The sequence below is a fragment of the Microbacterium sp. NPDC091676 genome, from assembly GCF_044756645.1.
GTDB classification, from domain to species: Bacteria; Actinomycetota; Actinomycetes; order Actinomycetales; family Microbacteriaceae; genus Microbacterium; species Microbacterium paraoxydans_D.
Genome location: NZ_JBIVTI010000001.1, coordinates 1,171,802 through 1,183,695 on the forward strand (window position 1 = coordinate 1,171,802; position 11,894 = coordinate 1,183,695).

Genomic DNA, 11,894 nt, shown 5'->3' on the forward strand with positions numbered 1-11,894 from the left:
AGCGGGGATACGCTGGCGGCGTGACCGACACCCTCAGTCCCGCCCAGGCGCGACGGATCGCCCTCGCCGCCCAGGGCTTCAGCCGCGCACGCCCGGCCACCGTCTCCGGTCGCCATCTGCACCGCGTGATGGAGCGGCTCGGCGTTCTGCAGATCGACTCGGTCAACGTGTTCGCCCGGTCGCACTACCTCCCCCTTTTCTCCCGGCTCGGTGCGTACGATCCGGCGCTCCTCGACCGCCTCTTCCTGTCTCGCACGACGCACTACGTGGAGTACCTCGCCCACGAGGCGACCTTCATCCCCGTCGAGGACTGGCCCCTGTGGCGGTTCCGCATGGACGACTTCCGGCGGCGCTGGTCCGCGGAGGACTCCTGGCTCCGCACCAACGCGCGGACGGTGCAGTGGGTGCAGGACGAGCTCCGTGCGCGGGGACCGCTCCGCCCGGTCGATCTCCGCGCCGACGCCCCGCGCGAACGCGGCACCTGGTGGGACTGGGACGACGTCAAGCTCGCCCTCGAGCACCTGTGGCGCACGGGCGACGTGGCGGTGAGCGGACGCCGGGGGTTCGAGCGCACGTACGCCCTCGCCGAGCAGGTCATCCCCGACGCCATCCGATCCCGGGAGATCCCGCGCGAGGAGGCCATCCGCGAGCTCGTCCGACGTGCGGCGCGGTCCAGCGGCGTCGGCACGGCGGCCGATCTGGCCGATTACTACCGTCTGCGCGATCGCGCCGCGGTGACGGGCGCGATCGCCGATCTCGTGTCCTCCGGCGAGGTGCAGCCCGTGACCGTGCGCGGCTGGGAGCGCGGCGGTCGGCCCCTGCCCGCCTGGCGGCACCGCGACGCCGTGCTCCCCCGCCGGATCGAGACCGCCGCACTGCTGACCCCGTTCGATCCCGTGGTGTGGTTCCGGGAACGCGCGCTGCGGGCGTTCGAGCTCGACTACCGCATCGAGATCTACGTGCCGGCGGCGAAGCGCCGCTTCGGCTACTACTCGCTGCCCGTGCTCGTCGGCGACCGGATCGTGGCACGGGTCGACCTCAAGGCGGACCGCGCCACCTCGACCCTGCAGGTGCAGTCCGCGTGGTGGGAGCCGCAGGCCCGCCCCGGCGACGCCGAGGCCATCGCGGCCGAGCTCCTGCGCGCCGCCCGATGGCAGGGCCTCGAGCGGGTGTCGGTCTCCGGATGGGGCGATGCGACCGCTGCCATCCACGCCGCGCTCGCCTCGACCGCACCCGGAGTGGTGCATCGCCATGTGCACGTCCGGGAGGGGGCCGCATGAGCCGTCGTCGACGGGCGCTCCTGATCGGGCTCGTCGTGGCCGTCGCCGTGGCCGGTGCGGTGTGGTGGAGCGTCGCCGCACTGCGCCCCGCCACCCCGGAGGAGGCGGCGCTCGACTATCTCCGGGCGCTGGAGTCGGGCGATCCGGAGGCGGTCGCGGCGACCGGGACCACGGTGTCCGACGCCGCCCTCACGGCCTTCGCCGGGGCGGCGTCGACCATCGAGGACGCCGAGGTCGCCGGTGTCCGCGAGGGAGACCGCGGCGTGTCCGCGAGGGTGACCTTCCGGCTCGACGGAGACGAGCACGAGGCGCACCTCCGGCTGACGCCGGCGAGCGGTCGCTGGGTCGTCGACGGGTCCGGCCTTGGCGGGTTCCGCGCGACCTCGACCATCGGGACCGCGGTGCGGGTCGGCGACGCGGTCCTGCCGGTGGCCGAGGAGGCCGCGCTGCTCCCTGCCGTGTACCCGGTGATCGCCGCGCCCTCGGCGCTGCTGACGGGCTCGACCGAGACCGTCGTGCTGCCCGGGGACGATGCCACGGCGACGGTGGACGCCGAGCTCCGGCCCGAGGCGACGGAAGCCGCGCAGACGCAGCTCGAGGCCTACCTGAAGACCTGCGCCGCCGACGGCACGGCGGTCCCCGAGAACTGCGGCATCCGGATCCCGTGGGGCACGGAGTTCCGCGAGGTCTCCGACGTCACGTTCCGCGTCGAGCGCTTCCCCGCGGTGACACTCTCCACCGGCGGGTTCACCGCGGACGACGGCATCCTCGAGGCGACCGTGACCGGAACCGGCCAGGATGGCGCCGCGCGCACGGTCACCTATCGCAGCACCGCGTGGAGCGTGCGCGGAGGCGTGGACATCACCGCAGACGAACTCGCCCTCACCGTGTGGTGAGGGCGAGGATCAGAACTGCACGCGCGGCGGCTCGGAGATGGCGCCGCTGTCGGCGACCTCGAAGAACTCGCGCTCGGTGAAGCCGAGCCCCTTGGCGAAGAGGTTGTTCGGGAACACCTTGATCTTCGTGTTCAGCTCGCGGACGCCGCCGTTGTAGAAGCGGCGCGCCGCCTGGATCTTGTCCTCGGTGTCGACGAGGGCCTGCTGCACCTGGAGGAAGTTCTGGCTGGCCTGCAGCTGCGGGTAGGCCTCGGCAACGGCGAAGAGACTGCGCAGCGCCTGCTGCAGGTGCCCCTCGGCGATCCCCGCCTCACCCGGACTGCCGGCGGAGAGGGTCTCCGCGCGGGCTCGGGTGACGTTCTCGAACACCGCCTTCTCGTGCGAGGCATAGCCCTTGACCGTCTCGATGAGATTCGGGATGAGGTCGGCACGGCGCTTGAGCTGGACGGTGATGCCGCTCCAGGCTTCGTCCACACGGACGTTCAGCTGCACCAGCGAGTTGTACGTCGCCCAGAGATAGACACCGACGAGCAGGATCACCCCGACGACGATCAGTACCGGCACGAGCCATTCCATCAGTGCCCCACCCTTTCCCGTGTTTCTCTCATCCTAGACGCGGTGCCTGCACGTGGACTGGGGATGCGACGAGCCCGTGCCGCCCCTCAGCGTCCCAGCACCCGCTCCAGATAGCGGTTCGCGAAGCGGCGCTCCGGATCGAGGCGGTCGCGCAGCGCCACGAAGTCGTCGAAGCGGGGGTAGCTCTCCCGCAGCGTCTCCTGCGTCATGGTGTGCAGCTTGCCCCAGTGCGGGCGACCGCCGTGAGCGCGCATGATCTCCTCCACCGCGCCGAAGTACGCGGTCGGGTCCGCCCTCCAGTACCGATGCACCGCGATGTACGCGCTGGCGCGGCCGTGCGCGGTCGAGAGCCAGCGGTCGTCGGCGGCCGCGAAACGCACCTCCACCGGGAACTCGATCCGCCAGCGCCGCCGGGCGATGAGCTCCTGGAGGGCGCGGAACGCGGGTACCACCTCCGCGGCCGGCACCGCGTACTCCATCTCACGGAACCGCACGGTCCGGCTCTGGGTGAGCACGCGGTTCGACAGGTCGGTGTACTCGCGGTCACCGGTGAGCCGCACGGCGAGCCGGTTGAACGGCGGCGTGATCGCCGGCACCGCCTGCCCCGCCGCGCAGACGACGCGGTAGACGCCGTTCGCGAGCAGGGTCTCATCCACCCATCGGCCCACCGCAGGAAGCGGCTTCCGTCGCGTCGACTCCGGCAGACGCGACTGCCGCTTGGTCAGCGCCACGTCGGTGTGCGGGAACCAGTAGAACTCGAAGTGGTCGGCCGCGGCGACGCGCTCGTCGAGCGTGTCGAGCACCTCCTCCAGGGGCACCGGCTCGTCGATCGCATGCATCACGAACGTCGGCACGCACTGCAGCGTCACCTCGACGATGATGCCGAGCGCGCCCAGCCCCAGGGCGACAGCCGGCAGCAGCTCGGGGCTGTGCGCCTCGTCGACACGGAGGAACTCCCCGTCGGCCGTGATGAGGGTCACCCCGACCACCTGTGTGGTGAGACCGCCGAATCCGGCGCCGGTGCCGTGCGTACCCGTGGAGATCGCGCCGGCGATGGACTGCCGGTCGATGTCGCCGAGGTTCTCCATGGCGAGGCCATAGCGGGCGAGGAGCCCGGGGATGCGGTGCAGCCGGGTGCCGGCGAGGAGCGTGACGCGTCCGCTCGCGACGTCTGCGGACACGAGCCCCTGCAGGTCGTCGAGTTCCAGGAGCACGCCGGGCGCGACCGCGATCCCGGTGAAGCTGTGACCGGCGCCGACCGCTTTGATCGGCAGTCCCTGACGCACCGCAGCCCGCACCGCGCGCTGGACGCCCTCGGGACTGCGCGGACGCTCGACCCGGACCGGGCGGATGGACGCCGAGCGACCCCAGTTCTGCCACGTGCCGCCGATCCTCGTCACAGGAAGGCCTTCCCCTCGCCGCGATACGTCGGCAGTTCGTCGACGACCTCGTCGCCGGAGACGAGATGGTAGGCGGCGATGCGCTCGGCCGGCTCGCCGCTCTTCGCATGACGGAACCAGACGCGATCGCCGACGCCCAGCGTCGCGGCGGTCGGCCCCTGCAACGGCGTCTGCACCTCGCCTGCCGCCTCCCGCGGAAGCGTGCGCAGGTTCGCCGGCCACACCGGGCGCGGCTGTCGGGAGGCGACCGCGGGGCCGGAGGCGATCCAACCGCCGCCCAGCACCGTGGCGATGTCGGCCGCAGGACGGCGCACGACGTCGAAGGCGAAGGCCGCGGCCGGCGCCGGGCGGAACGACCGGTATCCGTCGAACAGGTGTCCTCCGAGCAGGCCGCTGCCCGCGCTGGCCTCGGTGAGCGACTCGTCGCTCCCGCTGAACTCGAGCGACCCGGTCCCCCCGCCGTTGAGGAATTCGAGCGGGGTCACCGCGCCGACCGCGGCGACGATCGCCGCCCTTCGCTCCCGCAGCTCGTCGCGCGAGCGGGCCTGCACGCGACGGATGAGCGGACCATCGGGTCCGGCGTCGCCCTGGCCCGCGATCTGGGCGTCGTACATCTGCAGCCCCACGAGGCGGAATCCGGGGCGCGCCACGACCTTCCGGGCGAACGCCGCGACCTCGCCCGCCGAGAAGAGGGCGGACCGGCGGACGCCGATGTGCCCCAGCAGCGCCGATCGCCAGGACGCGTCGACGTCGATCGCCACCCGGAGCTCGGGCCGCGCCGCGGGGGCCACCACGCTGTCGACGAGGTCGAGGTGCACGGGATCGTCGATCATGAGGGTGATGCGCTGCGCGGCCCGTTCGTCCGCGCAGAGCCGTGCGAGGCCGTCCCGGTCCACCGTCGGGTAGCCCAGGACGATGTCGTCATGCGTCTCCGAGAGCCAGAGCGCCTCCTCGAGAGTGAAGGCGAGGATGCCGCGGAATCCCGGGAGGCGCAGCACGGCATCGAGGACCGCACGCACCCGCACCGACTTGGACGCCACCCGGATCGGCAGCCCGCCGGCGCGGACGAGCAGATCCATGGCGTTGTAGCGCAGCGCCTCCCGATCGATGACCGCGACGGGCGCCGGAAGATGCCCGGTCGCGGCCGACAAGCGTGGCCAGTAGCGGCCCGGGTTCTCCCATTCGGGGGCGACCGCGGGGCCACCCGGGACGGGGCTCAGTTCGTCGGTGAGGTCGAGCACTCCCCCACCCTACGGCCTGAGCCCCGCCCGGGTCACGACCCCTCCGACGATAGGCTGGCGGCGCGGCCCCCGTAGCCCAATGGCAGAGGCAGGCGACTTAAAATCGCCGCAGTCTGGGTTCGAGTCCCAGCGGGGGCACCCGTCAGCGGCCGAGGATGTCGCCGATCCCCGGGAGGCCGAGGTCGCCCAGCCGCTCTCCCCAGCCGGTCGCCGTCTCGCCGAGGCCAGAGACGGCCTCCCCGGCCGAGCCGAGCATCTCGTCGGCGCCACCGGCCAGCGCGTCGACGTCGACGCCGGAGCCCAGGGCATCGATGTCGAGGCCCTGGGCCCATGCGTCGAAGTCCACCCCGAGCCCTGCGGCCTGTTCCAGGAGCGGTGCCGCGACAGTGCTCAGGACGGCCCCGCCGGCCACCACGCCCAGCAGGCCGACCGCCGCACCGCCGGCGGCGACCGCGGCCCCACCCGCGCCGGCGCCCCGGACCCGGGAGAGGAGACCGCGCAGACGGCCCGGCTGCATCGCCTCGGCGCGGCCCGCCGCGCGGGCCAGGTCGTCCGCGGAGGACGAGCGCGGTCGCTCGTCCGCCGGGAGCTCGGCCCGCATGCGGGCCTCGACCTGCTCCCGCTGCGACGGCGTGAGACGCGCGAAGGCCTCACGATGGATCTGCTCCACGCGGTGCGGGTCCGCCGTCTGCAGAAGGTAGTCGTACCGGGCGATGGCCGCGCGGTCCGCCGCGGAGGCGTCCGGCCGGCCACCGGCACTCGGGGCGGGCGGCGGCGCATACGAGGTCGCCGGTCGCCCCGCGGCAGGGCGGGCGGCCGACGATGACGCGGGAGGCGGGGTATTCGGGCGCGGCGCCTCGGCCCCGGGGCCGCGGACGGCATCCACGGCACCACGGATCATCCCGCTCCAGTCCGTCGACGAACGGGAGCCCTCCCCGCCCCTCGCGGCGGGGCTCGCACCCTTCGCGTCCAGGGCGTCGGTGGCGAGGCGGATCAGGCGGGAGAGTTTCGACATGGGGGTCCGTTCGTGGGACGGGCCGCCGTTCTCCGCGACGTCGGTCGACGCAAGGTTCCGGGCAGCCCGCGATGCGGGTGCCAAGGTCTCCTCCACCCTCACGGGCCAGCGGGCCGGGGCACGATGACATGCCCGTCATGACGACGTCGCTGCAGACGGGAGTACTCCCCTTGCCCTCGACACGGTAGCGAGGCGGCCTATGGATCGCCTCCATGCTCCGGCTCGCGAGGCGAGGCGTGGAGGATCCCCGCCATCTCGTCGTAGAGCGTCTGGAACGCGTCGCGCAGCTCCGCGGCACCGTCGGGCCGCCCCACGGCCGGAACCGTCTCCGCCAGCGTCCCGAGGGCGAGGGTCGCGGCGGCCTCCCGCGCCACCGCCGTTCCGAACGCGTCGGACGGGCGGCCGCGCGTCGATGCGAGGAGGAGCTGGTCCCGCAGCACTCCCGCGACCCCAAGGAGCACGGCCGCCGCCCGGAGGTGGCTCCGAGCGACCTCCGTGCCGAGGAGGAGTTCGTGCATCAGGCGCGCGAACCGGCGGGCGTGCGGCGTCGGCACGTCACGCCGTGGGCGCAGGCGCCAGCCGTCCGGGGTGCCCGGCACGGCCTCATACGACAGCGGCTCCCCATCCCGCAGATGGACGACCGGGATCGACGGCGATGACGGCAGCGGTTCCCGCTGCCACCACTCCTCCGGAGCCACCGCGGAGGGAAGGAAGGCGGTGGCCGGAGAGTACGACCCCGGGCGGTCGATCTGCACGAGATCGGCAGTGCTCGCGAGCAGATCCAGACCCCGCTCCGCCGCGAACCGATGCAGGAGCACCCCCTCCGGGGTGCCGTCTCCGACCTCGACGGAACGCGCGAGCCGCGCCGCCTCGGGGACGGGCAGCACCGTGGCGACCGATGACGCATCCGGTCCCGGCGGCACGACCCACGGGCGCCCGGAGAACGCCGCCACCCGCGAAGCGTGCGAGACGTAGCCGTCGCCGGGTGTGAAGAACCGCAGAGCCGCCGCGGGGCGGCCGGCCACGGCGGCGTGCACCTGGGCGAGGAGGCGGGGATGCGGGCGCACCGCGGCGTCGAGGACCAGGTGGTGGGTGGCCCGCCGCGTCCAGGGCTGCCATGCCGCAGCCTCCGTCTCGGCACTCGTCCGACAGATACGGATGAGTGCGCCGTCGAGCTGTCCCGCGAGCTCCTCCGCTCGCTGCTCCTCCCCCGCGACCATCCGGATCGACACACTGACGGTCGGCGGATCTCCCCCCTGCGCGCTCACCGGACCTCCTCCCAGCGTCGTCCGGGGTGCGTGGTGGACGCCCCTCCCGAGCACCCTGTGAGCGTACAATGTGAGATGTTACGTCGCCAACTCCGCCGACCCGTCGCCTCAACGACGAGAAGGCCCCGGCGCTCGCGCGCTCGGGGCCTTCTTCTCAGGACCGCGTGGTCACTTCACGGAGGCGGTCTCCGCAGAGTCCTTCGCCGCGGAGGCCGGGGCCTTCTCCGCTGCGGGCTTCTTGGCTGCAGGCTTCCTGGCCGCGGGCTTCTTGGCCGCCGGCTTCTTGATGTCGGCAGGCGTCTCCGCCGCAGGCGCCGCAGCCGGCTTCTCAGCCGCCGGCGCCTTCGCAGCCGGGGCGGCCGACGCGGGAGCCGCGTCCGCGGGTGCCGCGGGACGCGGGCGAGCGGCGAACTCCTCGAACACGTAGCGCGGGTTCTGCACCGTCTGCAGGTTCACGAGGTCGCGGCCCAGCCACAGGTTGTTCCACCAGCCCCAGAGCACTCGCCACTTGCGCTCCCACGTGGGCATGGCGAGGCCGTGGTAGCCGCGGTGCGCGAGCCAGGCGATGAAGCCCTTCAGCGCGATCTTCCCGGACTGGAAGACGCCGTTGTACAGACCGAGACCGGCGACGGCACCGAGGTTCTTGTGGAAGTACTCCTTGGGGGTCTCCCCGCGCAGGACGGCGACGACGTTCTTCGCCAGGAGCTTCGCCTGCCGGACGGCGTGCTGCGCGTTCGGGACGCAGAATCCACCGACGCCGCCACCGGAGAGGTCGGGGACGGCCGAGACGTCGCCCGCGGCCCAGGCACCCTCGACGAACGCCTCGGGCGTGCCGACACGCAGGTCGGCGCGGGTCTGGATGCGACCGCGCTCCTCGACGGGCAGGTCGCCGCCGCGCACGACGGTCGGGTTGGCCATGACACCCGCGGTCCACACGATCACGTCGGTCGGGATGACCTCGCCGGTCGACAGCTCGACGTTGCCGTCGATGGCCCCGGTGACCTGGGTGTCGAGGTGGACGTTGGCGCCGCGCTTGGCGAGGTCCTTCAGGACCCACTCGCTCGTCTTCAGCGAGACCTCGGGCATGATGCGGCCCATCGCCTCGATGAGGTGGAAGTGGGTGTCCTCGAAGGACAGCTGCGGGTACTTGCTCACCAGCGAGGACGCGAGGGAGCGGAGCTCCGCGAAGACCTCGATGCCGGCGAAGCCGCCGCCGACGACGACGACGGTCAGCAGACGGTCGCGCTCGGGGCCGGCCGGGAGGGACGCGGCCTTGTCGAAGTTCGACATGACCTTGTCACGGATCGCGACGGCCTCTTCGATGGTCTTGAGCCCGATCGCGTTGTCGGCGATGCCCGGGATCGGGAACGTGCGCGAGACGGCGCCGGCGGTGACGACGATCTGGTCGTACGCGAACTCGTACGGCTCGCCGACGGGCGGCGTGATGGTGGCGACCTTCTGCGCGTGGTTGATGTTCGTCACCTTGGCGGTGAGCACGTGCGTCCGCTTCAGGTGGCGGCGGTGCGCGACGACGGAGTGCCGGGCCTCGATCGATCCGGCGGCGACCTCCGGGAGGAACGGCTGGTACGTCATGTACGGCAGCGGGTCGACCATGGTCACGTCGGCCTCACCCTTGCGCAGGTGCTTCTCGAGCTTCCACGCGGTGTAGAAACCTGCGTACCCTCCGCCGACGATCAGGATCTTGGGCACAGTGCTGTTCTGAGGCACAGAAGAACTACTCCTCGGAGTCGGGATTGTGGCGTACGGGAACGCGCGCCGATCGGATGCGCCGGGCAGCTGCGGTGACGCCAAGCGCTACCAGGATACCAGGGACCGTGAGGGCGATGAGCGGCAGGGTACCGTAGCGCAGCGAGTCGGCGCTGGGAAGCAGCGGTGAACCCGGTTCGGTCGGGGCATCCGCGTCCGGCAGCGGCGGAACCTCCACGGGGGCGAGGGATGGTTCGGGAGTGGGCTCGCTGTCCGCGCGGCGGAACAGCCGCACCCACTCGGCGAGATCGCCCATCGGGTTCTCGCTCACCGACGGCAGGTTCGCCGAGATCGCCGCCTCCGCGTCCACGAGGCCGAAGCCGTACAGGGGGTCTCGCGGCTTCGTCGCGTCAGCCACCGGCATCGCCGTCTTGATGATGCGGTTGATGACGTCGTTCGCCGAGATGTCGGGGTGCGCCGAACGGATGAGCGCCGCGACGCCGGCCACGATGGGAGCCGCGCCGCTGGTCCCGCTCCAGGAGACGACCTCGCCGTCGGCCGACACCCCCAGCAGCCCCTCGCTCGGCGCCGAGATGCCGATGGTGATGCCCTGCGTCGAGGCCTCGATGCTCGCCGTGCCGGTCTGGTCGACGCCGCCGACCGTGAGCACGCCGGGGATCGTGGCGGGCGCGCCGATGATGTTCGTGCCGCTCCCCCGGTTGCCGGCCGCGACGACGACGACGACATCGTGCTCGAACGCGTAGAGGAAGGCGTCGTCCCAGCTCTGGTCCCAGTCGAGCGTGTTCGTCGTGAACGAGAGGTTGATGATGTCGGCGCCGTGGTCGACGGCCCAGCGGATGCCGGTGGCCACCTGCTCGGTGAACGGCACCGCCGCCGCGGCGCCGAAGCCCACGGAGATCGAGAGGAGCTCCGCCTCGGGCGCGACCCCGATCATGCCGGTGCCGTCGGCTTTGCCGCGGCCCGCCGCCAGGGACGCCACCCACGATCCGTGATTGCCGTCGACGGCACCGAGCGGCGTGCGGCCATCCGGCGTCCCGGCTCCGGACACGTCCGTCCCCCCGACGACCGCCTCGTCGAACACCTGCGGCACCTTGCCGATCCCCGTGTCGATGACGGCGATGGTGACGCCCTCGCCGCGGGTCGTCTGCCAGGCGTCGCGGATGCGGGCACCGTCCAGCCAGTACTCCGCCGCCCGCACCGGGTCGGCCGGGTCGTCGGCGACCGGGGGCGGCGTCGGCGTCGGCGTCGCCGTGGAGCCGAGGAGCAGGACGGATGCCGCCACCGCCACGAGGGCGACGGCGCCGCGCAGCATCCGTCGCCGCGTCATGCCGAGCGTGCCGGATCGTCGCGGAGCGCGGCGCCGGGCTCTTCGCAGCGGCAGACCTCGGGAGACCAGGAGCTGCGGGCCAGAGCGGCGTCGCCGATCGGGTTCACGCCGGGTCCGGCCGCCAGAGCGTGTCCGGCGAGGGCGTGCAGGCACTTCACGCGGGTGGGCATGCCGCCGGCGGATATCCCGTCGATCTCGGGCACCTCCCCGAACTGCGCGCGATCCGCGAGGTACGCCTCATGGGCGGACCGATAGGCGGCGGCCACGGTCTCGTCCTCCGTGAGGAGAGCCGCGAGCTCGGGCATGACCTGGGTCGCCTCGAGCGTCGACATCGCGGCGGTCGCCGCCGGATGCGTGAGGTAGTAGAACGTGGGGAACGGCGTGCCGTCCGGCAGGCGCGGGGTGGTGGCCACCACCGTGGGGTTCCCGCACTGACAGCGGGCCGCGATGCCGACGACACCGCGGGCGGGTCGTCCGAGCTGGGTCGACACGACGGCGAGCTCGGCGGAGGTGGGCGCGGGGAACGGCGGGGTGGTCACTCCTCCAGCGTAGGGGAGCCGTCCGGGAGGATGCTCGGAGCCGTCCTCAGCCCGCGGGGACGGCCGTGTCGCTCAGTCCTGCGGAGACGAGGGTGCGCAGCAGCTGCGGCATCCAGTCGGCCGGCTTCTCCTCGAGGGTGTCGCTCACCGGCTCCTGTTCCCGCGGCAGGGTGGAGGGGTCGAGGTCGTTGTCGATGAGGTACACGACCTCGCCCGGCTTCACGTAGTACAGGCGCTCACGGGCCTGGGTCGTGATGTACGCGGGGTCGTCCCAGCGTTCGCGCTCCGCGGTCAGCGCGGCGATCTCGTCCTCGCTCACCTGCACGGACTGCTCCAGCGCCGCGATCTTCTGCCGCTGGTCGATGAAGGTGCCGAGGGTGGGCACGAGCACCCAGGCTCCCAGCACCACGAGGGAGAGCATGATGACCGAGAAGGCGGACAGCCGCATGCCCGAGGCCCACTCGCGCACGTCCACGCGCGGTGCGGTGGCGTCACCGCCCCGCGTCCGTCGCGACGGGGACGTCGAGCGGGTCGTCGCCGCCCCGGGAGACGGCGAAGGAGGAGCCGGTCGTCGTGCCACGGCTCCTCCTTCGTGTCAGCCGCCATCCGGGCGGCGCGGTCGTG

At 72.7% G+C, this 11,894-nt stretch carries 11 protein-coding genes and 1 tRNA gene; 3 read left to right on the plus strand and 9 right to left on the minus strand.

Features of this window, described 5'->3' with window-relative positions; all coding sequences use genetic code 11:
• The first annotated feature begins 20 nt into the window (after nucleotides 1-20).
• Nucleotides 21-1,280 carry a winged helix-turn-helix domain-containing protein gene (locus ACIQID_RS05840; RefSeq protein WP_400282822.1) on the plus strand — a complete coding sequence of 420 codons (1,260 nt, stop codon included), beginning with the start codon at nucleotides 21-23 and terminating at the stop codon, nucleotides 1,278-1,280.
• Nucleotides 1,277-2,176, plus strand: a complete 900-nt coding sequence (locus ACIQID_RS05845; RefSeq protein WP_400282825.1) for a hypothetical protein — start codon at nucleotides 1,277-1,279, stop codon at nucleotides 2,174-2,176. Before ACIQID_RS05840 ends, ACIQID_RS05845 begins: the two co-directional genes overlap by 4 nt.
• A 9-nt stretch (nucleotides 2,177-2,185) precedes the next feature.
• Here the strand turns inward: ACIQID_RS05845 and ACIQID_RS05850 are convergent, their stop codons facing one another.
• The 3 genes from ACIQID_RS05850 to ACIQID_RS05860 form a co-directional block, all read right to left on the minus strand.
• Nucleotides 2,186-2,752, minus strand: a complete 567-nt coding sequence (locus ACIQID_RS05850) for a LemA family protein (RefSeq protein WP_136051621.1) — start codon at nucleotides 2,750-2,752, stop codon at nucleotides 2,186-2,188.
• Between the two features lie 86 nt (nucleotides 2,753-2,838).
• Nucleotides 2,839-4,152 (minus strand): D-arabinono-1,4-lactone oxidase, encoded by a 1,314-nt coding sequence (locus ACIQID_RS05855; RefSeq protein WP_400282828.1) that lies wholly within the window; start codon nucleotides 4,150-4,152, stop codon nucleotides 2,839-2,841.
• Nucleotides 4,149-5,393: an amino acid deaminase/aldolase gene (locus ACIQID_RS05860; RefSeq protein WP_400282831.1), complete on the minus strand. Its 1,245-nt coding sequence runs from the start codon at nucleotides 5,391-5,393 to the stop codon at nucleotides 4,149-4,151. Before ACIQID_RS05860 ends, ACIQID_RS05855 begins: the two co-directional genes overlap by 4 nt.
• 65 nt (nucleotides 5,394-5,458) lie before the next feature.
• On the opposite strand from ACIQID_RS05860, the gene ACIQID_RS05865 reads away from it, so the two are divergent.
• A tRNA-Leu gene (locus tag ACIQID_RS05865) sits at nucleotides 5,459-5,531 on the plus strand.
• 4 nt (nucleotides 5,532-5,535) lie between these two features.
• Here ACIQID_RS05865 and ACIQID_RS05870 read toward each other — a convergent pair.
• The 6 genes from ACIQID_RS05870 to ACIQID_RS05895 form a co-directional block, all read right to left on the minus strand.
• The gene (locus tag ACIQID_RS05870) at nucleotides 5,536-6,408 is read right to left on the minus strand and encodes a cation-transporting ATPase (protein WP_400282834.1); all 873 of its coding nucleotides are present in this window, start codon (nucleotides 6,406-6,408) and stop codon (nucleotides 5,536-5,538) included.
• 197 nt (nucleotides 6,409-6,605) lie between these two features.
• Nucleotides 6,606-7,676: a hypothetical protein gene (locus ACIQID_RS05875; RefSeq protein WP_400282837.1), complete on the minus strand. Its 1,071-nt coding sequence runs from the start codon at nucleotides 7,674-7,676 to the stop codon at nucleotides 6,606-6,608.
• A 168-nt stretch (nucleotides 7,677-7,844) separates the two neighbouring features.
• A complete protein-coding gene (locus ACIQID_RS05880) occupies nucleotides 7,845-9,386 on the minus strand; it encodes an NAD(P)/FAD-dependent oxidoreductase (protein ID WP_400282840.1) in 1,542 nt (513 codons plus the stop codon).
• Nucleotides 9,387-9,411: 25 nt separating this feature from the next.
• Nucleotides 9,412-10,731 carry a S8 family serine peptidase gene (locus ACIQID_RS05885; RefSeq protein WP_312673293.1) on the minus strand — a complete coding sequence of 440 codons (1,320 nt, stop codon included), beginning with the start codon at nucleotides 10,729-10,731 and terminating at the stop codon, nucleotides 9,412-9,414.
• Nucleotides 10,728-11,270 (minus strand): DUF501 domain-containing protein, encoded by a 543-nt coding sequence (locus tag ACIQID_RS05890; protein ID WP_312673294.1) that lies wholly within the window; start codon nucleotides 11,268-11,270, stop codon nucleotides 10,728-10,730. Before ACIQID_RS05890 ends, ACIQID_RS05885 begins: the two co-directional genes overlap by 4 nt.
• A gap of 46 nt (nucleotides 11,271-11,316) precedes the next feature.
• Nucleotides 11,317-11,850 (minus strand): septum formation initiator family protein, encoded by a 534-nt coding sequence (locus ACIQID_RS05895; protein ID WP_312673295.1) that lies wholly within the window; start codon nucleotides 11,848-11,850, stop codon nucleotides 11,317-11,319.
• Nucleotides 11,851-11,894 lie beyond the last annotated feature (44 nt).

What these genes read in the sequence shown, in the direction of transcription:
- ACIQID_RS05870 (WP_400282834.1), bottom strand. Translation starts at nt 6,408, where the DNA reads ATGTCGAAACTCTCCCGCCTGATCCGCCTCGCCACCGACGCCCTGGAC.
- ACIQID_RS05845 (WP_400282825.1), top strand. Translation starts at nt 1,277, where the DNA reads ATGAGCCGTCGTCGACGGGCGCTCCTGATCGGGCTCGTCGTGGCCGTC.
- ACIQID_RS05885 (WP_312673293.1), bottom strand. Translation starts at nt 10,731, where the DNA reads ATGACGCGGCGACGGATGCTGCGCGGCGCCGTCGCCCTCGTGGCGGTG.
- ACIQID_RS05850 (WP_136051621.1), bottom strand. Translation starts at nt 2,752, where the DNA reads ATGGAATGGCTCGTGCCGGTACTGATCGTCGTCGGGGTGATCCTGCTC.